This is a genomic window from Polluticoccus soli (assembly GCF_029269745.1).
Lineage (GTDB): Bacteria > Bacteroidota > Bacteroidia > Chitinophagales > Chitinophagaceae > Polluticoccus > Polluticoccus soli.
This window is the reverse complement of record NZ_JARJHT010000001.1, coordinates 2,204,249-2,226,202: the sequence shown is the minus strand read 5'-3', so window position 1 is coordinate 2,226,202 and position 21,954 is coordinate 2,204,249. Positions and strand designations below refer to the sequence as shown.

At 44.5% G+C, this 21,954-nt stretch carries 18 protein-coding genes; 5 read left to right on the top strand and 13 right to left on the bottom strand.

The window, feature by feature from the left end:
• Positions 1-98: 98 nt before the first annotated feature.
• The 3 genes from P2W83_RS09720 to P2W83_RS09710 are packed head-to-tail and all read right to left on the bottom strand — an operon-like array spanning position 99 to position 4,257.
• Entirely contained in the window at positions 99-851 is a 753-nt protein-coding gene (locus P2W83_RS09720) for a LytR/AlgR family response regulator transcription factor (protein WP_276133525.1), read from the bottom strand.
• Positions 848-3,703 (bottom strand): sensor histidine kinase, encoded by a 2,856-nt coding sequence (locus tag P2W83_RS09715; protein ID WP_276133524.1) that lies wholly within the window; start codon positions 3,701-3,703, stop codon positions 848-850. The genes P2W83_RS09720 and P2W83_RS09715 overlap by 4 nt, the downstream gene beginning before the upstream one ends.
• Complete coding sequence (locus tag P2W83_RS09710) at positions 3,703-4,257, bottom strand: YceI family protein (protein ID WP_276133523.1); 555 nt, start codon at positions 4,255-4,257, stop codon at positions 3,703-3,705. The genes P2W83_RS09715 and P2W83_RS09710 overlap by 1 nt, the downstream gene beginning before the upstream one ends.
• A 175-nt stretch (positions 4,258-4,432) precedes the next feature.
• On the opposite strand from P2W83_RS09710, the gene P2W83_RS09705 reads away from it, so the two are divergent.
• From P2W83_RS09705 to P2W83_RS09695, 3 genes are all read left to right on the top strand, one after another.
• Complete coding sequence (locus P2W83_RS09705) at positions 4,433-6,052, top strand: T9SS type A sorting domain-containing protein (RefSeq protein ID WP_276133522.1); 1,620 nt, start codon at positions 4,433-4,435, stop codon at positions 6,050-6,052.
• Positions 6,053-6,199: 147 nt separating this feature from the next.
• On the top strand, positions 6,200-7,813 hold the full coding sequence (locus tag P2W83_RS09700) for a T9SS type A sorting domain-containing protein (RefSeq protein WP_276133521.1): 1,614 nt from the start codon (positions 6,200-6,202) through the stop codon (positions 7,811-7,813).
• Positions 7,814-7,983: 170 nt separating this feature from the next.
• Complete coding sequence (locus P2W83_RS09695; protein ID WP_276133520.1) at positions 7,984-8,517, top strand: YceI family protein; 534 nt, start codon at positions 7,984-7,986, stop codon at positions 8,515-8,517.
• A 46-nt stretch (positions 8,518-8,563) separates the two neighbouring features.
• Here P2W83_RS09695 and P2W83_RS09690 read toward each other — a convergent pair whose 3' ends face one another.
• Complete coding sequence (locus P2W83_RS09690; RefSeq protein ID WP_276133519.1) at positions 8,564-9,970, bottom strand: MBL fold metallo-hydrolase; 1,407 nt, start codon at positions 9,968-9,970, stop codon at positions 8,564-8,566.
• A gap of 134 nt (positions 9,971-10,104) precedes the next feature.
• Between P2W83_RS09690 and P2W83_RS09685 the strand changes: the two genes are divergently transcribed.
• The gene (locus tag P2W83_RS09685) at positions 10,105-10,746 is read left to right on the top strand and encodes a hypothetical protein (RefSeq protein ID WP_276133518.1); all 642 of its coding nucleotides are present in this window, start codon (positions 10,105-10,107) and stop codon (positions 10,744-10,746) included.
• A gap of 65 nt (positions 10,747-10,811) precedes the next feature.
• On the opposite strand, the gene P2W83_RS09680 is transcribed toward P2W83_RS09685, so the two are convergent.
• From P2W83_RS09680 to P2W83_RS09670, 3 genes are all read right to left on the bottom strand, one after another.
• Positions 10,812-12,116, bottom strand: coding sequence for a cryptochrome/photolyase family protein (locus P2W83_RS09680; RefSeq protein WP_276133517.1), 1,305 nt, complete (start codon positions 12,114-12,116; stop codon positions 10,812-10,814).
• Between the two features lie 256 nt (positions 12,117-12,372).
• Positions 12,373-12,828, bottom strand: coding sequence for a JAB domain-containing protein (locus P2W83_RS09675; RefSeq protein ID WP_276133516.1), 456 nt, complete (start codon positions 12,826-12,828; stop codon positions 12,373-12,375).
• Between the two features lie 283 nt (positions 12,829-13,111).
• Positions 13,112-13,576, bottom strand: coding sequence for a hypothetical protein (locus tag P2W83_RS09670; RefSeq protein ID WP_276133515.1), 465 nt, complete (start codon positions 13,574-13,576; stop codon positions 13,112-13,114).
• Positions 13,577-13,686: 110 nt separating this feature from the next.
• Between P2W83_RS09670 and P2W83_RS09665 the strand changes: the two genes are divergently transcribed.
• Positions 13,687-13,917, top strand: a complete 231-nt coding sequence (locus P2W83_RS09665) for a helix-turn-helix domain-containing protein (RefSeq protein ID WP_276133514.1) — start codon at positions 13,687-13,689, stop codon at positions 13,915-13,917.
• 3 nt (positions 13,918-13,920) lie between these two features.
• On the opposite strand, the gene P2W83_RS09660 is transcribed toward P2W83_RS09665, so the two are convergent.
• The 6 genes from P2W83_RS09660 to P2W83_RS09635 form a co-directional block, all read right to left on the bottom strand.
• Positions 13,921-14,163 (bottom strand): hypothetical protein, encoded by a 243-nt coding sequence (locus tag P2W83_RS09660; RefSeq protein WP_276133513.1) that lies wholly within the window; start codon positions 14,161-14,163, stop codon positions 13,921-13,923.
• 21 nt (positions 14,164-14,184) lie between these two features.
• Positions 14,185-15,057: an AAA family ATPase gene (locus P2W83_RS09655; RefSeq protein ID WP_276133512.1), complete on the bottom strand. Its 873-nt coding sequence runs from the start codon at positions 15,055-15,057 to the stop codon at positions 14,185-14,187.
• 55 nt (positions 15,058-15,112) lie between these two features.
• Positions 15,113-15,457 (bottom strand): hypothetical protein, encoded by a 345-nt coding sequence (locus P2W83_RS09650; protein WP_276133511.1) that lies wholly within the window; start codon positions 15,455-15,457, stop codon positions 15,113-15,115.
• A gap of 301 nt (positions 15,458-15,758) precedes the next feature.
• Positions 15,759-17,366 carry a hypothetical protein gene (locus P2W83_RS09645; RefSeq protein WP_276133510.1) on the bottom strand — a complete coding sequence of 536 codons (1,608 nt, stop codon included), beginning with the start codon at positions 17,364-17,366 and terminating at the stop codon, positions 15,759-15,761.
• 94 nt (positions 17,367-17,460) lie between these two features.
• Positions 17,461-20,787 (bottom strand): DEAD/DEAH box helicase family protein, encoded by a 3,327-nt coding sequence (locus P2W83_RS09640; RefSeq protein WP_276133509.1) that lies wholly within the window; start codon positions 20,785-20,787, stop codon positions 17,461-17,463.
• Complete coding sequence (locus P2W83_RS09635; RefSeq protein ID WP_276133508.1) at positions 20,784-21,944, bottom strand: restriction endonuclease subunit S; 1,161 nt, start codon at positions 21,942-21,944, stop codon at positions 20,784-20,786. The genes P2W83_RS09640 and P2W83_RS09635 overlap by 4 nt, the downstream gene beginning before the upstream one ends.
• Between the last annotated feature and the right edge of the window lie 10 nt (positions 21,945-21,954).

Genomic DNA, 21,954 nt, shown 5'->3' with positions numbered 1-21,954 from the left:
CGAATATTGAACTTACAGTACTATGACGAAGCGGGAAAACGCTGCGATGAATATACCAACACCTTGCAATTATGATAAATATTTCTCATCTACAAACGCTACAGTTCACCTGCAAGCCATTGTTTGAAATCAGCAGCACGCTCTGAGCTAACAATGGGCTGCTCCTTTACCGTGGGCTTTAGCGTCACGATGACACGAGCTTTGCTATAAGTTTTCATTTCATCGATAGACTTCAGGTTGATAAGGTACTGCCTGTTGATGCGGAAAAAAACCTGGGGATCGAGCATGTGCTCCAGGGCGTCGAGATTATGATCCATAGGAAAGGTACGACCTTCAAATGTCCTGGCATAGGTTGCTTTATTCTCGCTGTAGCAGTACGCAATATCTTCTACATTCAACGTCTTGATATGCTCGCCAAAACGTATAACAAAACGCTTTTTATACTCGGCCTGCGAAAACGTTTGCAGCAATTTCTCTTCTGCCTTACTAAACATCTTTTTAAACTCGTCTAACTTTTCAAGCGCACTTTTCAACTCTTCTTTTTTCACCGGCTTTAAAAGATAACCTACGCTCGATGATTTGAATGCTTCGAGTGCATATTGATCATAAGCAGTTGTGAATACAATAGGTGCGTTGATCTTGACCATCTTCAGCAGATCGAAGGCTGATCCGTCTGCGAGGTGTATATCCAGGAACACGAGGTCTACTTCAGGATTTTGCTCGAACCATGGCTTGGCCGCTTGTACACTATCGTGATGAGCAACGATGTTTGCACCTGCGATAGTCTCTTCTACCAGCTTGCTAAGGCGGCGGTAGGCGGGCATTTCGTCTTCTATGATGGCGATTCTCATAACAGTGGCAATGTTACAACATATTCGTTATTGCGGATACCAAATCTAGTATGCTTTTTTGAAAGCAAGGCATAACGCTTTTTAATGTTGATGAGCCCAAGGCCCGCCCCTTTTTCTTTACTCAGCTTAGGCTGATAACTGTTTTTTACAACCAGCGAATCTTCAATTGTCTCAATAACTATATCGAGTGGCTTTAGCATGGAAACAATATTGTGCTTGATAGCATTTTCAACCAGCAGTTGTAGTGCAAGAGGTACGATCTTTCGTTCCTTCCTAATATCGTCGGATACATTGAAGTGCACACGCAGAGCCTCGCCAAAGCGGCTTTTCTGAATGAACAGGTAGTTCTCCAATATTTCCCATTCTTCTTCCAGCGATATAAGATCCTTATCTCTAAACGACAACATGTTTCGATAGAGATCGGAAAGGTGTGTAGTGTAATCAACCGCAGCATTTCTATCTTCTTCTATAAGGCTGGCGAGCGTGTTCAAGCTATTGAACAGGAAGTGCGGATTGACCTGACTTTTCAGATGCTCATATTCAAACATCATCCGCTCGCGTTGCAGCGACGAAACTTTTCGCAGATTGCTTTCGCGAAGTCGTACATACACCACAGTAAGACCGCCTATAAAAAATGTCACCAGCATGATAAACCATGCGTGCTTCCAAAATGGCCTTGCTATTGTGAACGAATACCTTGCTTCACTCGCTTTATGGAACATGTCATTGAGCGAAGCCTGTACCCTGAACGTATAATCGCCGTCTGGCAATTGCGGGAATGTGACGGATTCATCATTCGTCACTATCCAGCGATCGTTATAGCCTTCCAGCTTATATCGGTAATGCAGGCGTTCGGGGTTTGCAAAGTTGATGCCTTCAAAACGAAAGCTAATATGGTTCTGGTCATGCTTAAAATCCTTGGTACCGGATGGCACAGGCTCAAAGAATACACTTGTAGATGAGATGGTAATTGCAGGCCTGATATCATAACGCTTGTCCACATTCTTAAAAACAATAAAACCATCTTCAAACGGTATGTACACATTGCCATGAGAATCCCTTGCCGATAATTTCAGTACCGACGATGCACTATCTATCCCAAACGTTTTATGTGGGTAGTTACGGAATAAACCGCTTTGCGGATACCAGATATCTACGCCCTTTGCGTTAACAACAACCACCTGGCCCGATGCATTGGCAGCTATTGTCGAAACATTTGCGTCCTGCATTCCCAGTCCACGCATCGATATCCATTTGTCGCCATCAAAGCGGTAAAGACCATCAGTAAGCGTAGCCGCCCATATATTCCCAAAAGCGTCTTCAACTACTGAATATACTACCTTGCTCGTCATACCGGAGGTGGAATCCCACCTGGCATATCGTCCTTCGTTATACATGCAAACTCCCGCCCCATCGGTAGCCATCCATACCCGACCTTTACTATCGGGATAAAGCTGGTAGATGTAATCGCTGCCAACACCCGAGTTCTTGTTATGTTGCCGCAGCAACTCCAGGTGCCTGGGGTCAATGCCGGAATAATAAATTTCTTCAACGCCGTTGAGACCCGCTACCCAAAGCCTGTCAGATGTACCGGCAATATCTAGTACACTTTCATTCTGTAAAGGCACAATTCCTTTCACTGCAACCAAACCATTGTCGGCATCATAATACCACACGCCATTGCCAAACGTACCGATCCAAACACGGTTGTCTTTATCGGCATACAAACAGGTAATGTTTCCGGGCAGCTGAGCAACAAGGTGCGGAGACTGTGCGTTGCCCAGGGGCATGGTATACAATTTAGATCCGGACGCATACCACAAGTTGTTTTGCTTATCGCATGTCATTGCCTGGATATCGCCCAGCTTGTAGTCTGCAGGCATATCAATGTAGCGCATATACTCGCCGCTCACCAACGTCAACCCTGTATTGGTGGCAATCCTGATGACGCCCGACCTGCCTATCAATAACCCCTTTAGCCTCTTGCCCGGCATATGAGATGCAACAACATCGAGCTGATGAGTAGCATGATTAAAACTAGTCTCCAGAAGATAACCTTCTTCGGTAACCACCCAGGCCCGCGTGCTATCAACTGGAAGGATATCGTTAACCTGCCCCCATTGCCAGCCCTGTTCCACATGCGGCTGAATGATCTTACGTGAGCTACCATCAAACAAAACAAGGCCGGCCTGTTGCATACCACACCAATAAAGCCCAGTGCCTGCTATCGGTTTTATCACCCTGACAATATTATCTGGCAGACCTTGTGCCATGGTATAATTGCGCACCTGGAGCTTTCCTTCTCGCAGCCATAGTTCGTTTATCCCTTTGTCGGTGCCAGCCAGCAAGTGATTATCTGGAAGTAGCGCAAGCGTGTACACAAAATTATCAGACAACCCCGATGTCGTATTTAACACCAGGCTGTTTCCGTTTACCACAATGAATATGCCCTCACCTTCTGTACATATCCACAGCACGCCGCCAAAAGAGTGAAGCGAAGTGATAGACGAAGATGGTGCCGCATTTTTAGGACGTACACGTACTACAGTATTCTCGTCATTTACATGTCCGATGCTGCCATCACTATAACCAACAAACACCACACCCCTGAGTACAGTTAGTGCAGTGGCCGGTTTATGGACACTATCCTGTAACAAAACAAAACTGCGGCCATTGAAACGGCACAAACCTGCATCTGTTGCCAGCCAATGATACCCTTTACCATCCCTGGCGATCGCGTTTACTTTGACGGGAATGTTTTGTTCATTTAGCCATGCATCCTGCATGAAGGGCTTTTGCGCCCTAAGTACCAGTGCAACTAAAGAAAAAATTATCAGTAAGCCTGCGCGCATTAGCGTTTAACGTCTTTGGGAACAAGCGTGGCCTTCACCGTAACATTTATGTCCGACGCGAGTTTTTCATAAACAATGCGGGGGATCTTAATGTTGTGATCGGCCAGCGGCACTATAAAATCCGAAGTAATAACCATTTTGCCGCCTTGGGTCTCAACAAGAGAATTAATGATACGTTCCTGTTCTACACCATGTATAGTCAGCTTGCCTTTAGCTCTGACTTTATACACGCCATCCTTAGTCAGGTCTACATCTTCAATGATCTTACCCACATACACGGCCTGGGGGTAAAGAATACTCTCCATGTAATTTTCATTGAAGTGTTCGCGCTGAAGCGGCGAGTTAAAACCATTGAAACTTGCAATGTCGAGCTTAAAGGCAAATATTTTTTTCTGCGGGTCTATATAACCTTTCAATTTATCAGTCGACGCATGGATGAGTTCTTTGGGAGCGCTTGAATTAAAACTGACAGACGCTATGTTAATCTCATATAGTTGAGCTATTGATAATGAGGGAATTATCACCATTATAAGTGTCAATATCTGCCTGAGCATTTACTAAAAATACAATTTTCAGACGCATTCGGGAGCATCGGGCCAACTCTAAACACCTCAAGCTTCAATTCTAACCGTTGCTACAGCAGACCTTCAAATTCAATAAAAATTTAATTAGTTGTTACAAATTCTTTAAATTACAGTACCCGTTCGACAATAATCGAAACAACACCATATGAAACGTCTATACGCCTTAGCTAAATTCATGGCTGCAAGCCTTGGTGGCTTGTTGCTAAGCGGCAGCGTAGCTGCCCAGTACTGTACCACTGGTTTGTATTCTCTTGGATGTGGCCTTGACTATATCGTATCTGTTACTACCACTAATGGCATTACCAACATCAACAACACCAATACCGGCTGTACCAATACCAACGGTACAGGGTATACCTACTATTCGTCTCAAACCCATACAGGGCAGTTAAGCAGTACTGTTAACTATAACATACTGAACAACGCCAGCTGGACCGAGGGTTATGGGATGTGGGTGGACTTTAATATTGATGGAGATTTTGACGACCCCGGAGAGCAAGTATATACAGGAACACTGGGTGGCGGAGGTTCTGCTGCAGGATCGTTTGCCATTCCTCCAACAGCCACTCCGGGCAACTCACGCCTGCGTGTAAGATGCAACTACGGTAGCACTCCCGGACCTTGCACCCAATTGTACGAGGGCGAATGCGAAGACTACAACTTCGTAATCCTGTCGCCATGCGTAGGACCTACCGGTCTCAATGTGACCGGCATTACTTCGCAGGCCGCCACGGTTGGCTGGAGCGCTGTAACTCCTTCAATTGGCTATGACTATGCTGTCGATCAATCAGCCACCGGTCCTACAGGCACACCTATAGCTACTACCAGTACAAGCGCGCCGGTTTCAGGTTTAACGCCTTCTACTAATTATTGGCTGCACGTGCGTAACAAATGCTCGCCGACAGCGCCATCTGCCTGGGCCCACTACGCCTTCACTACCTTGCCTCCTTGCAAACCGCCCCTGGGCTTTAAAACCTTTAACCTGAAACCAACGGCGAGCGGGCTCAAATGGGATCCATGGCTCTCTGCTACTGACTATGACTATATAGTTGACCAGGTAAGAACAGATCCGACAAGTACAACGGGCTTGCAGAATGTGACCAACCCGTCCGACAATATTCCAAACGGTCTCCAGGAAAACACCTGGTACTACATTCACATTAGATCAAACTGTGTGGGCGAGGAAACTTCTCTATGGGGCCTCGACTCGTTCCTGACACCGATCGTTTGTCGCCCGCCGGTGATCAATATCAGCCATATCAACACAGATCATGCAGTGGCTTACTGGAGCCCGGTGCTATCGGCAACGGAGTACGAATATGCCATCACTACATCGCCAACACCGCCTGCTATCGGAACTAAGTACAACTACACCAGCATCCAAATGTCTGCATTGTACGATGGCAAGGATTATTATATCCATGTACGTGCTCATTGTTCGAGTGTGAACACCGTTTCCACTTCAGACTGGGCGACGGCATCATTCAAAACCTTCCCTGTTTCCGTATCAGGCGCTAATGGGGACGAGGCTTATATTGAGGCTTATCCCAACCCTGTAAAAGGAACACTTAGCATTGATGTACATGGTTTAATGCATGGTAATGCGACAATAGCGATAACCGATATCAACGGCAAAGTACTACGTAACCTGACATTAAAATCGTCTAAAACAACGATAGACATGAGTGACCTTGCATCCGGATTATACCTGTTAAAGTATACAGACGATCAACGCACTGAAACAGTTAGACTAACAAAACAATAAAAATAATATTATATCGAAATTCAGTAGGGCTGCCCACGTGGGCAGCCTTCTACATTTGATTTATATTTTAATTGGATTTTAAAACTGTCTATTAATAATGTAAGGTAACTTAGGTGTTATCCATTTGTTAACGCTTATTATTTATATATGAAGGCATTCTACCCTTTTCTAAACAAATTATCGCTTACCTGCCTGCTGGCGGGTGCAGCGATAAGTGCAGAGGCTCAATACTGCACACCAACCTCTACCTACGGTTGTAGCTCGAGCGATTACATACAATCGTTTTCTACAACCAACGGCATCACCAACATTACTAATAACAACAGCGGTTGCGGTGGTGTATTAACTTATTATTCGAGCATGGTGCATACCGCATCTCTTGGCGCAACAGTGAATTTTTCCATCACCAACTGTCCATCGTTTACCGAGTATTATCAAATATGGGTAGACTGGAACCTGGATGGTGATTGGGCAGACGCTGGCGAGCAGATGTATAATAACATCCTGTCTAACAACGCTACCGTGACCGGTAGTTTTACGGTGCCTATGTCGGCTACACCGGGCACTTCGCGCCTGCGTATTCGTTGCGCGTACTATCCTGCATCTACATGGGATTATTGCTCTAACGAAACCTTTAGCGAAGCTGAAGATTATAAGTTTGATATCGTTTCTCCTTGCGCAGGTCCAACAGGTCTTAACGTGAGTTCAATAACATCGAAAACTGCTGTAGTAAGCTGGAGTGCTGTTACACCTTCTGTAGGATACGACTACTGTGTTGACCAGTCGGCCACAAGCCCTACGGCTACACCTATTCCAACAACAAGTACGAGCGCCAATGTTTCCGGCCTTACGCCGTCTACAAACTACTACCTGCACGTACGCAACAAGTGCTCCCCTACTGCACCATCAGCATGGGCGCACTATCCGTTCACCACACTGCCTCCGTGCAAACCACCTTTGGGATTCCAAACAGTTAACCTCACGCCTACAGGCACTGGCCTTAAATGGAATGCATGGCCATCTGCTACTAACTATGATTACCTTGTAGACCAGGTAAGAACTGATCCTACTACCACTACAGGCCTGAAAAACGTAACCAATCCTGCAGACAATATTCCGAACGGTCTTAATGAGAACACATGGTACTACATACACATCAGGTCAAACTGCGTAGGTGGCGAAGTATCAAACTGGGGACTTGATTCGTTCCTTACACCTATTGTGTGTCGTCCTCCTGTTATCGGCGTAAGCCATATCAGCACCGATCATGCTGTTGCCTATTGGGAACCAGTATTATCAGCCCTGTACTACGAATATGCGATAACTACTTCTCCAACGCCACCGGCAGTAGGTACTAAGTATAACTACACCAGCTTACAAACATCGGCTCTGTACGATGGCAAAGACTATTATATTCACGTTCGCTCGCATTGCAGCAGTGTTAACATTAACAGCACTTCAGACTGGGGTACCGCTTCATTCAAAACCTTCCCTGTGTCTGTATCAAACGTCAACGGCAACGAAGCATACATCGAAGCTTATCCTAACCCTGTACAGGGAACACTGAATGTAAATGTGTATGGTCTTGTTAACGGTAATGCCGCCATTACCATCACAGACATCAGTGGCAAAGTGTTGCGTCATGCTCAAGTTAACGGTGCTAAAACAGCTATCGACATGAGCAACATGGCCTCGGGCGTATACCTGTTGAAATACACAGACGACAATCGATCAGAAACTGTAAGAATTACCAAACAGTAAATCTTTCAAGGATATGTTAAAAGCCGCTTAGAAATAAGCGGCTTTTTTGTTGTCCCTGGATTAGGCTTTATGAGTGTATAGGCTAAACCGATTGGACATTAAAAACTTTTTCGTACCTTTGTACCTACAACAGTTGTTAAGACAATTAAATAACTTTAAAACAATAGACTATGCAAAAGACCACATGGAAGCTCGACCCGATGCACTCAGAAGTACTGTTTAAGGTAAAACACCTGATGATCACTACGGTTACAGGTCATTTTAAAACATTCGATCTGAACGTGGAAACAGAAGGCGATGATTTTACAAAAGCATCTAAAATATCATTCACTGCCGATATCGATTCTATAAGCACCAACAACGAACAGCGTGATGCGCACCTGAAGTCTGCCGACTTTTTTGATGCCGCCAGTCATGCGCAATTGACCTTTGAAGGAAAAAGCCTGAAGCAAAAAGGCGATGACTATGTGTTAGAAGGCGACCTCACGATCAGGGGAACAACCCAACCCGTGAGCCTGAACGTGGAATATGGAGGTATTGTTGTAGACCCTTACGGACAAACGAAGGCAGGCTTTACCGTCAATGGTAAAATAAGCCGTAAAGAATTTGGCTTGACCTGGAGCGCGGTAACAGAAGCCGGCCAGGTAGTAGTAAGCGACGAGATCAAGATACACGCTGAGATACAACTTGTAAAACAAGCATAACAATAGAAAAGCCCCGCGATGCGGGGCTTTTTTTTATTTAAAGCTATTACTCTCCTAAGCCGATCATCTGGTGCAACGAGGGTATCTCCACATCCCTGAAACCTTTTTTGATCAACCGGTTTTGGAAATTCATTTGTACATCGTACTCGCCGTGCACTAGGAATATCTTGCTTACCTCGCGTGGATTCTGGCAACCCAGCCACTGCGACATGTCCTCATAATCCCCGTGCGCACTTAGGCTTGTTATTTCGGTGATCGAAGCTTTAACAGGTATCATCCTGCCAAATATCCTCACCTCGGAAGGTTGCAGTTTCAGCTTGGCTCCTAACGAAGCGGGTTCGCAATAGCCGGTCAGCATGATCGTATTCCGTGCATCGCTCACGTTGTGCGCAATATGATGCTTAACCCTGCCTGCTTCGGCCATGCCTGACGCTGATATGATCACACAAGGCTCAGTACTGGTATTGAGGTTCATCGAGTCTTCAACTTCCTCAATATATTTTAAGCCGGTAAACGCAAATACATCCTGATCTTTCAATAGCAACTTTTGTGTAGGCCGGTTGAAAAGGTCGGGATACTGCTTCACTGCATTGGTAACCTTTACAGAAAGAGGACTATCTACATAATAATTAAGTTTTGGTAAGCGGTTCTCTAATTCCAGCCTGTTGAGCAAATACAATATCTCCTGGGTGCGGCCCAGGCTGAAGGCGGGCACTATTAGCTTCCCTTTTTGCTCTATACAAGTACGCACTATCTCGTCGTGCAGCTTGTCGACAGATGTGGTCATGAGATCGTGCAACTTGTCGCCATAGGTCGACTCCATGATGATATAATCGGCTTGCGGAAAAACGTCAGGCGACTTTAAAATCATATCGCGGTACCGCCCAATATCACCGCTGAAGGTCAATTTTGTTTCTTTGCCTTTGTACGTGATACGCAAGTTCACAGCTGCACTCCCCAGAATATGACCGCAATCAGTATACAGTAGCTCTAAACCATTCTCGATCTTGAAGCGCTCATTGTAGGGAATAGTTTCAAACAATGGAAAAACATTTGTTGCATCAGCTTCGGTATATAGAGGCTCAACAAGAGGTCTGCCTTCTCTTTCACGGTCTTTGTTCAAAAATCTCACGTCTGCTTCCTGTATATGCGCGGAGTCGATCAGCAATAGCTTGGCAAGGCTGGCAGTAGCAGGAGTACAATATATTGGTCCCTGGTAGCCATCCTTCACCAGCTTGGGCAACAAGCCTGTATGGTCTACGTGCGCATGCGAAATGATCACATAATCGATCTCAGTTGGTTCGAAGCCCCACTCTGAGTTTAATTTTATAGTTTCTTTGCCCAACCCCTGAAACATACCACAATCGAGCAATACTTTTTTGCCGTTATCTAAATGCAGCAAATGCTTAGAACCTGTTACCGTGCGTGCAGCACCATGAAAAGATATCTTCATTCCTGAAAGCTATGAATTGTTGGCGAATGTAGCGGAAAACAATTTTCATTTAAAAATGACATTCATCAGCAAAAGAATGTCAACCGATTGTAGACACACGGCCGCTGTCTGGCACCATTTTTTAAACCTCTGCTATGGGACAAGTGATCAAGAACGAAAAAGTGAAAAATATGAAAGCTTTAACATGGATACTGGCCATAGCGGCCGGTGCCACCATATGGACCGCGTGTGAAAGCGCTAACGCAAAATACATTGACCTAAATACCGGTCAGCAAGTGATACTGGAACGTGACGAAGAAAACGGAGAGATGATCAACGTAGAAACGGGTGAACCAGTCAAGCTTTACGTCAATGCAAAAAGTAAGGATACCATCTATGGTCCATCAGGCAAGATTGTGAACAACGAAGTAGTGCGTCTGCAAGATATGTATGTCTATAATGGCGATGAAGATTATAAACTGCAGATCGAGAAAGACGGCGACTACGAGGAAAAATACGGTGATGACTACAAAGTAAAATCAGATGCCGATGGTAGCTACAAAGAAAAAGCAGGCGATGACAACAAAGTGAAGTATGACAGGGACGGCGATTACAAGCGCAAGCGTGACGATGACTACAAGATAGAACGAAAAAGCAATGGTAGCTACAAGATAAAACGTGGCGACAATTATAAAAAAGAAGTGGAAAAAGATGGAGACGTCAAGATAAAAAATGGCAACGTGAAGATCGAGATAGATGGTAAGACTGGTGAACGTAAGGTTGAAATAGATGATTAACTCCGCCGTTCGTTATAATTAAGCAATAAGAAAGCTCCGTGATGGAGCTTTCTTTTGTTTATCACTTATCTGCTTAGTGCGCGTTTATATACCTGCAGACAACGTTCACGCGCTGTTTTATGATCTACTATTGGTTGAGGATAGTCTTCGGTTCCCAACTCAGGCACCCAATGCAAAATGTACTTTCTTTCCGGATCAAATTTTTCTGTCTGCAGTTGCGGATTGAATATCCTGAAATAAGGAGCAGCATCGCAGCCGCAGCCTGCCGCCCATTGCCAGTTGCCATTATTAGCAGCTAAATCATAATCCAGCAACTTCTCACCAAAATATGCTTCACCCCAACGCCAGTCTATCAGCAGATGTTTCGCTAAAAAACTTGCTGTTATCATTCTCACTCGGTTGTGCATGAATCCAGTTTCATTCAGCTCCCGCATACCTGCATCCACTATTGGGTAGCCGGTTTGGCCGTTGCACCATTTTTCAAATTCGTCGTAGTTGTTACGCCATTTAATGTTGTCATACTCCTTCTTGAAAGACTCGGTCACCACATTAGGGAAATGCCACAATATCATCTGGTAGAACTCACGCCAGATCAATTCATTCAGCAACGTTTTATTCAGCTGCCACGAATCTCTTACCAGCTCTCTTATACTAACCGTACCAAAACGAAGATGGACACTTAAACGGGTAGTACCTTCTAATGACGGAATATCGCGCGTCTTTTCATAGTCTATGGCAATCGCTTCATTCAGCTTTGGCGGTACAGCAAAGTATTCTGTTTTCTCAAAACCCAAAGCTTTCAGACTTGGCATTCGCTTCGGAGCATGCTTAATAAAGTGTTTATAGTATTTGGCTGTAGGATACGACTTGAGGTAAAACTCGTCCAGCTTTTGCAACCATTTTTTGCCGTAAGGGGTAAACACGGTGTATGGCTCGCCATTATCTTTTACTACTTCTCCCTTCTCAAATATCACCTGGTCTTTATAGCTGTGAAATGTTATACCTTCTTTATCCAAAAGCTTCGCTATTTCGCTGTCACGCTTAGTAGCATATGGTTCGTAGTCGTTGTTGGTGTAAACTGCCGTTACTTTATATTCCTTCAACAGTTTCGCAAAACACTCTTTCGGCGTTCCATGTAATACACGCAGCGTGCTACCCTTCTTTTCCAGCTGTGCCTGCATTTTCGCCAGCACATCGTATATAAACTGGATACGCTTGTCCTGTCTATCCTTAAGATCCTCGAGAATATTAGTATCGAAAATGAAAACTGGCAATACTGGTCTGCTGGCTTTAAGTGCATAGTATAGTCCTGCATTATCATGCAGCCTCAGATCGCGGCGAAACCAGAAAATGGAAATCTCAGCAGACATTCCTGCTAAACTAGGTATAAAAGAAAAACGTCACTCAAATGAGTGACGTTTTCTTGTTCGTCGGGAAGACAGGATTCGAACCTGCGACCCCCTGGTCCCAAACCAGTATTCCGAAACTCTTTACAGTCAATGATTTAAGCTTTGAATTTCTGGGCACAATAGCGGCGGTAGACCGATTTTGGTTACCTGGTAGCAGATTTGGTGTATTATTTGAGCACATGGCCATACTTAGTACAAATTACCGAATATTGCTGACTCATGAAGTCAATCCGTCCTCGGCCATACTGTGGTAACCTTCCGCCGATAGGATCAGATGGTCCAGTAGCTTAATATCCATGTACCGGCAGGCTTCGGACATTTTCTTAGTTAGCTCCTTATCTGCACCGGAGGGAATAAGATTTCCGCTTGGGTGATTATGACTCATAATAATGGACGAGGCAGCCGTTTGCAGGGCTACTCCCAGCATGATCCTGATGTCAGCAATAGTACCGGTTATTCCTCCTGTAGACATCTTATATACCCCTATAACCTGGTTTGCCCGGTTTAGGTATAGAACAATGAATTGCTCCTGCAGCTCAATAGTGTCGGAGCTGTAGAATTTCCTCAGTACAGTGATGGCATCATCTGATCCCTTTATCAGAGGCTCAATCTCCTTACGTGTGGACCGGTTATACCGGACCTTAATTTCAGCTAGCTTATATAGTTGCTCCATAAATAAAAATGAAAAAAGCCCGTACCTCTTCAAGGAAGTACAGGCTGTGTTAAAAAATGTAATGCTATTCTATTTGTGGCCTATGCCAGTATAGCAAGCATGGTTTCAAAAATGCTCATTTAAACAGTTTTAAGAACCAGTTAATAAGCTTTACTACTATCCAGATAAGTAAAACTCCTCCCCAAAAGGCAAACATGTCTCCGGGCTTGCTTTGTGTATACATGAATCTAAACACAACAGCAAGTATTGGTTGTAATGACATTTTGATGGTATTGGAATGGCTTTATTTTTCAAACCAAAGGGTGTCCTTTGAAGCACCCGTATTGTGGATTGTCGGGCATAAAATAAGGTTCTTCTGATCTATAGCAGCTATAGTATAGTTGAAGGCATACACTATAAGCTGATCCGAATTTTCATCGTATTCCCAGCCGAACTCTTCAAATGTGGTACTACCCCGCATATTACCTATGCTAGGTATAGCCATGCCTGCATTATCAGTATACCTTTTCCTGTTTTTGTATGCACTATCCAGGTACGGAGCATCAGTAAACTTAACATAAGGCTTGCCGGAAAAAATAGTGTAAGTGGTATCCATGGGAGTTTGGATAAGTCTTTCTTTCTTCAGATACCAGGTGCCGACAAGCTTTTGTTCAGTTGCATTAAGGGTGGAGGTGGGATTGTTTCCGGTAGAGGATTTTTTGCACGATGCTGCAAAAACCAGAAGAATAATCAGGCGAAGATTTTTCATAGATTGGTTATTAAAGTGATAAAATAGTGAAATGCAAAATATATAATATATTTGAAAAGTAAACGAATCCGTTGACTTAATTTTTTGGTGGTCTTTCTACTATTGGCCCGATGCCAATTAGTAAAGCTCAGAGGGAGTACCTGGTCCGGTTGGGAGAAAGAGTGAAGTCTCTCCGGCTGGCAAAGAACTTCACTCTTGAACAATTGGCACATGCCGTAGATAAGGATAAGCAATCGGTTCACCGGCTTGAAAAGGGAAACATCAACCCGTCATTTCTTTATCTCAAAGACATCTGTAAAGGCCTGAATATTGAAATGTCTGAGCTTATAGACGGTTTGTAAGCATCAGAACCCAACTGCTATTACAAACAGGTCATAATGCCACCATTTACCAGCGACACGGTACATTAACCGGTTCTGCCTGTCCTGGCTCACCTCATCTACATATACCACATTGCCAATCCGGAAGATGGATATATTGACGGCTACGATGACTTTAAAGGGAACGAATACCTGCTTCATCAACCCATGTCGGTTTATTATCAGGATGCTGTTGTTGTCAACGAAATTTATCTGCGGTGGGTCCATAAACAAAGTTTTAGAAGTGTATTAATGGCCAGTACCGTTCATTGGAATATTACCGGTGCCGAGTTCCCTATGAGCCTCATCATTTATTATCAGTCTTCTTTTCTGCTGCTCAAATTCCGGCTTTAGTGATGCCTGAAAATCCGGGTACTGGTAGAAGATGGTCAGTAGTTCCTCAATAGATTTTGTGTCACCAATTCTGCGGGTGATGTCATCTGCAGTTATGGGATCTCCACTCTTGCACCAGTTAAGGATCTCTCTGCCTGTATCAATGGTAATCTTCTGCTCCGGCTTGCCATGGAATAACCCGGTTCTGTCCTTACTGGCAGTGGCATTGTTCTTAATATCCAGGTCAAATACAAGGGTGAATTCATACTCCAGGCCGTCTCTCTGTACAGATTTTAGTCCAACTTTTTCCGGAACCTGTTTGCCATTTTTTTCAGTCAGCACATAATCTTGCTTGGTACGGACGGTAGCTATGACATGGCTGGATGAATGCAGAATTCTTTGTACCAGGGCATTATGCCGGGGTGTAATCTTGTTCCAGTTAGTAAAGCTGTTGCCGGGCAGGGAGGAGTGATAGTCTAATAGGTATTCCCACTCGTGTGTTATAGAGTCGAGTATTACGACCTCCATACCACCCTGCTCACAAATGGTGATGGCGTCCATGTAACGTTCAGGAGTAAATGGAGCAGCCAGGTTAAGCACTTTATACGGTCCTAGGTCAGAGTACAACTCAGCTGAGTGGTGTTCTGTGTCTACAACGGCTATTTTGTTCCAGTCTCCACACAGGCCGAATGCTAGCAGTAAGGATGAATGAGTTTTTCCACTTCCTGACGGGCCTTGTAAAGACATACGGATCTTAGCCCGCCGTCTTTTAGCAGTTTCTAATAACATGTTTTCTGAATTAAAAGGTTGAATAAAAAAGGGCCGGAATAACCAGCCCTTGTACTTAGTGCACGGTTTCCATTACCGGTGTATGGCCAATGAGCTCAATAGCTCCCTTAGGCCGGTATGCATACGAATGGGTCAACATCATTACCTCACCGGTACGCTGGTTCAAATACTCGTAGGGGTCAACCTGAACACGGACAATTTCACCGTCCAGCTGTTGGCCAATCATCATCTTAGCCACGTCTTCAGGAAAGGTGGCAGGAATGTTACACTTCCGGACAGTAGCATAAAAGTTACCCGTTGCCTGGGATTGAACTAATTCAACGCCACCAGTGAGTTGCAGAGTGACAAAGGGAGTGCCATCTTTTCGCTCACGTAGAGCATACCCTGTGATCTTTACCATAGGTTCAAAAATTAATTTGGTTTGAGAAAGTAAATGCGGAATTCCCCTGTAGGAAAGGGTGGGGGTATCCGCTGTCAGGATTAGGGCCGGGGGAGGTTGGATAGGTAAGTACTGATACACAGGACTACACTTCCAAAATTTTTTGTAGCTATTTAGTCCGGCTTCCGGCTAAACTTAAAAGGTGTAAACCTTGCAAACTTGGCAATAACCACATCAAGGGTAACCACTCATAGAGAACCACCCAGTCAAGATTTTCAGGACGAAAAATGTAGACAAGGACGTCTAGGAAGGATAATTGAAATTATGCCGCGGCTCTATTTTTAGACTCTTTGCGAGCCAGTTTTAATTTGTCAAGAATGTAGTCATCTACCGTATCTGTATATTCCTTGGGATTGAGGGCCTTGTCATGAAGCTGTGCGTCAAAATCGAGATATTCACGGTACGTAGCTAAAAGTATCTCCTTAACCGTGCTTGCATGCTCCCTGGTTGTAAGGATAGAGTCGTGAACGGTAAAAATGGGAATACTAGGATTGGCGTTGAAAATATTCTTGCATACTTTCTCCAACAGCATTTTTGCTTCGATCATCTGCAGGAGGTGGGCAAGGTCTTGGTAGCGTTCGGCCTTTAATATGGTTATCAGTGCTGCCACTTCCGGAAACAGAACCTTAAGTATCCTCCAGTGTTTGACTTTTTGTTTGCCAAACCGGACGACTTTATTATAGAACATCTCCATTACCCAGAGTTTGGCCTTACTTCTAGAATTGCAGCATTTGGAGGTTGGATAATGCAGCTCGAAGTATTCTTGGATATGCTCATATAATCTGCCTTCACGTATGATGGTTGCAAAATTGGGAAGCTGAAACCCTTTGTCAGTAAGGGTTTGAGTGTTTTTTAGAAGGATAATGGAAAGAGTCTTGTATACTGTCTTTAGATGTTTAACGTTTGTGTATTCCATTACGTGCTTTGCCTGCTCTGGTTTCAGTTTATGCAGACTGAACTCGTCAGTCTTGCTGTAGAATTCCTGACGTGTACAGAATAGAAAGTGTAGCGGTTGGCTTCCTTTGAGGTCGATGCAGACCATTTCCTGTCCGTCATAAGTAATGAAAGTTCTAAGTATGCTGTTTATTTTAGTTACTGAGCTGTATAAACGCCCCCGATCGTCAACTTTCACTCCGACGCTAGGGTCAAAGCAGGTTATATGCTTTGTCATCCTTTTCAGCTCGTCATCGAGTTTCTGCAACTCCCGGGATTTTTTTTCCTCTGACCAATTGCTGTTATTTATAACCGAGACTTTTCTTTCTCTGTAGCCAGGTAATTCTGTTAATGCCGCCTCCATGTTAATAGCTAGCTTGCCTGAATAAAGCCAACGAGTGATATAATAGTAGTCAACAAGCCGCTGTTTTTGTTCCTTCCAATCATCGTGTTTCCACCGGGCAAGCCGCTCTTTAATGGCCGGATTTGTAATTGGTCGGAATTTTCCTGGCTGATCCCGGTAATCTGTTCCTAATGAATATTGGGTGCTTTGTAGGCCAGGATAGTAGTCACCCGTGCGAATTATTAGTCCAACATCGGCCGACTTCATGTGGTCAATAAACGACGAATAATTTTCACCAAGAGTTTTCCTCAACGTTGCAGCGTGCAGAGGCACGTTGAAGAAGTCCTTTTTCCCTTTGGCTTTAGCTTTTCTTTGTAATAGGCAAATGGTTCCGGTAACATACCAGCAGGCATTCACCCATTCATCGGGGGAACACCATGGCGGGGTTTTGCTGATGAGAAATGTTTTACTGAGGTTTTTAGGGACCCGATAAGCTAGTGGTTCATTGTAAAAATCAGGTTGGTCGATAAAATTGGCAACGTACTTACGGGTATCTGCAACCTCCTTTGGAGACGGCTTTCTTGTTGGTATCATTTGATAGGATTTGATAGTTAGTGAATTTACGAAAATCACCGATCAATATCAAACGTGTTGATGTATTGTGGATATTTTTTGGGGATAATTCTGCTTATGCAGCTGACAATTCTTCAATAACCCTGACAAGCTCATTAGCCTCGTCGGGGTTGAACACCCCAAGTAAACCACTGCTGTTGATTTCTGTAAATGGTGGTTCGAATAACTTGCCCACATCTATGGTGCCATTGGTGGTTAGATAGGCTATTATCATATCCACAAACCGGATCTGCTGGGCATTGAGGGAAGGATTGTTAATGAACTTACCAAAGGCCATCTTCGCGGCATTGATATCCATGCCGAGTATGGATCTGATAAATGTACCGAGGGGTTGTTTGCCGTACACTTTTTCAAATTCAGTTCTGCTACCGGCCGGCCCTTGCTCAAAGAGCATCTTTTCCAAATCCTGGATCTCTGCTGCTGTGATCGGTTGGGCAGTCCTCAGTTTATATATCGTCAGGTGGTTTGCATTCTCCAAAACATATTGACGGACTTTCCGTTTGTAAGCCTCCAGGCCTACTTCGTAAGTGATGTCCTTGCTTTCCGCTGCTGCTGATACAATTTCATCATCAAAATTGCTATACAGAATCCTGCCAGTATTCTTCTCTAGGAATTTCATCAATGTCCTGAGGTCACGGCGGGTAGATTCTATCTTAAAGATGCTCAGGTTCTGCCAATAGCCTTTTGATTGAACTTCTTTAATGAGGTCCATCTTAGCAGCTACCAAGGGTATTGCTCCCCTGCGGGACAGGTTTGCTGCAAGTGTCTGAACTTCAATAATAAGGTTGTCAGAAATGGATGCTTTCTCCAGTAGCTGCAGCTGGATGGTGTAGCAGAGATTATCAAACCGCTTGGCAGCTTCATCTTCATCTTTCTCGTAAACAATACCGGCTATGTTGTCCACCAGTTCTTTTATATGAAGGTCATTCAGAGCATTCCATTTATACTTATCCCGGTATTGCTCGACTGTACGCCAGTGCTGCCGTACCAGGAAACTGGTTTCATCCAGCTGGTCTACCTGACCGTGCAGGTAGCTAATGAGTTCATCTGTGTATTGAGTATATTCAGGTTCCTGCTTTTTCTGCAGGTGGAAAATGAGTTTCAGTCTTTGCCCAAACAGGCGGGCCGTTATTGATTTGCCCTGGCCGGTTTCCAGACCTTCCGGTTTCTTACCAAAGAACTCGAAGTTTTCACAGAAGTCGAAGATTACAAAATCCTTTTTGTCTAGTCCGGGACCAAACAGGTCTTTACACAGGCGGGTACCACGGCCTATCATCTGCCAGAATTTGGTTCTTGACCTGACTGGCTTATAAAACACCAGGTTCACTACTTCCGGTACATCTATACCTGTGTCCAGCATGTCAACCGACACCGCTATATGGGGACCCTTATCCTTCTCGGTAAAGGCTTTTAGTATATCGTAAGCATACGGCTCGTTATGAGCTATGGTCTTACAGAAATCTCCTTTGTACCGGGGATATTGAATATTAAAACGGTCCTCAATAAACTTCGCATGTTTATAGTTACGGGCAAATATGATGGTCTTACCAAGCCTGTCACCTCCGGCTACTTTTATACCATGCTCCATCAGGTGGGCCAGTACATGGTCAACGGTATCGGCATTGAACAGCCACTGGTTGAGTGCTGTACTATCGATTTCGTCCGGATATTCGCCTGTAATCGGGTCGGTGAACATTTCCTCATAGGCTCTTTGTTCCTCCGGGCTTAGTTCATCGTACCTGATGCCTTCTCTATGGAATTTAAGAGCTACAGGGTATGACTTAGGCGGTACCAGGAATTTATCTTTTACTGCCTGCTCCAGCTCGTATGCATAAGTAGGGTTCTGAGGTTCGAGACCAAACAGGTGATAAGTGTCCCTGTCTCCTTCACTCCGGGGAGTGGCAGTCAGACCAATACGGCAGCCATCAAAATACTGGAAGATGGCCTGGTACCTGTTATATACACTCCGGTGTATCTCGTCGAAGATGATGATATCAAAATGGCCTACCCCGAAATGTCTCTGGTTGTCGTCGTACTCCTGGTCTATCAGGTTGATCATTGTCTGATAGGTACTGAATACGACCCGGACCTTAGTATTTTCTTTTTCCTCCGTGAGGTTGACTGCTGGCATGTTGGGCAGGTAATTGGTAAAAGCATTTTTAGCTTGCCTTACCAGTGCTGTACGGTCGGCCAGGAAGAGTATTCTTTTAGCCCAGTTGCATTTGCTCAGTACATCTACCAGTGCGGCAGCTGTCCGGGTTTTACCTGTACCGGTGGCCATAACCAGCAGGGCTTCCCTGCCGTTATTCTCCAGCACCTTGCCTACACTTCTGATGGCTTCTATCTGATAATACCTGTCGGCTATAGAGGCATCTATTGTTGCCTGTTGTAAAGAGGTACGGCTTGTCCTTCTTTGTATCAGCAGTTCCAGCTCCGGCTTTTTGTAGAAACCATGCACCTTACGTGCCGGGTAATGCATATCATCCCAGATGGATGTTTCAAAGCCATTGGTGAAAAATATGATGGGCCTCTGACCATGCATCTTTTCCAGACAGTCTGCATACAGTTTGGCCTGGTGCTGGCCTATGGTGGCATCTTTACTGGTACGTTTGGCTTCTACCACTGCCAACGGTTTGCCATCATCTCCCCACAGCACATAGTCTGCATAACCGGGGCCATTGTTCTTACCATCACCTGTGGGCATACCTGTAACCGGATACTCGGCTACATTGGCTCCTGAAGGATCCCAACCGGCTTCCCGCAGTAAGAGGTTGATGTATAGCTCACGGGTAACTTTTTCATTTGGATCTGGTGGTGGAGGTAGCTTACCGTGTTTTTGCTTATTGGCTTGTATACGGTCCAGCTCTTCCTGTTGCTTGCGGTTTATCTCCTGTACCTGTAGCAGCGTTTCTTCCAGCTCCTTGATCTTATCCTTATAAGCTACAGCAGGTGCGTTTTTTTGAACCAGGCTAGGATCAAATTGAGGCACTGTTACTAAAGGACCATCTGCATAGAGCCGGACCACCCAGCCGGTGAACCCGTGCATGATGTTTAGAGCATGCAGGGCCTGTGCGGGTTGTATGGTGATATTAGAGTGGGCGGCATCATTACCCATTTTCCGCACCAGGTTTATCTGCGGGAACAGAGTGCTGCCCAATAAGTTCTTGAATGATTGTGCGTGTATGCGGGCACTAAGGCTTTGATCGTATGGTTCCTCCAGGGTCTCATCATGTTCATACAACCAGATCACCCATTCTTCCAGGCTCTTGCGGCAGAGTACCGCAGCATAGGTTGGAGCCGTATATACAAACTTCTCCGCCTCCTGCAGTGTGGCTACAAGCGTTTGGAAAGGAGATGGTATATAGGAGAAGTTGGAGTTCATGAGAAGTTCCGATGTAACAAACTATTGAATAAGGTGTCGGACTCCTTCAGTTCTTTAATTTGATTTATTTCTAATAACCCAAGCTTAGACAAAATATTCGCAAATTCATTCTGAATCTCTATCGGCGGCAATAAAACTTCAATTCTCCTAATGTCAGCAAAATTCAATCCTGCTTTTACCCCGCCCTTGTCAGCTTGAACAAACTGAAGTTGCCCTGCAGATGACGATAAAAATGCAGAGAGATAATATGGATTAGCTTTCGGTTTTAATCTAATAAGAGCTAAGTGCTGATTAATATAGGCTGATTTAAGATTCTTAGGAATTACTGCAGTTCTGCCGAGATCAGCTGTAATTGAAACCAACAAGTCACCCGGTTGGACTATGGTTCTTTTAGCTTCCGCTGTGTTCGGCGGAATTACAAATGCTATGTCGTCTAGTAAGAGCTTTCCGTTTTTGACGTTATTAATCCGTAGGAAAATTTCTCCCTTGTCCGAATAATACTTTGCCCAGCCCCTCGAGCCACTTGTCATAAATTCAGTAATATCACCGATCTTGGTTTTGTCCCATCCCTTCTCATTCTTCACCGGGTCACCGAACATATCATAGAAGATGCTTTGAGCTAGATCATCATATTTTTTCAATAGCTCCTGGTCTTTTCTGCGGAGGGCATCTGCTTTGTCAAGGGTGTCAGCTATGTGTTGTTGTATGTGGAGAGGGGGGAGGGGGATTTCAGATGATTTGATGATTGTATCACTAACGGCCGGGTAACTAGCCCCGGTTGCTTTCTTTACCATGTCGTCAACAAACACTTTGGACTGGACCCAATAAAATAAGTATTTACTGTTTAACAACGTGGACTTAGGCCTGAGCACACAAAATCCAGTTGATCCAATGGCAAGATGGTGTTCTTCTTTTACTTCTGCTACTGCATTCAGGTTAGGACGTACTGTGGATACAAGTATGTCTGACTGATTCAAGAGTTGACGTGCTCGTGATGGAGCCGTTTCACCAGTACACAGTTTAACTTCTTCAACCGCTTTAGTCTCAGCGTTTACTGCAGATATATCAATGTAATCAAAAGAATCAGAGCCGTACTGCTTTTGAGGTGCAATACTTTCAACTTTTTCCAGACAATCTCCTAGCTTAACGTTTTTCATCTGGTCTCTG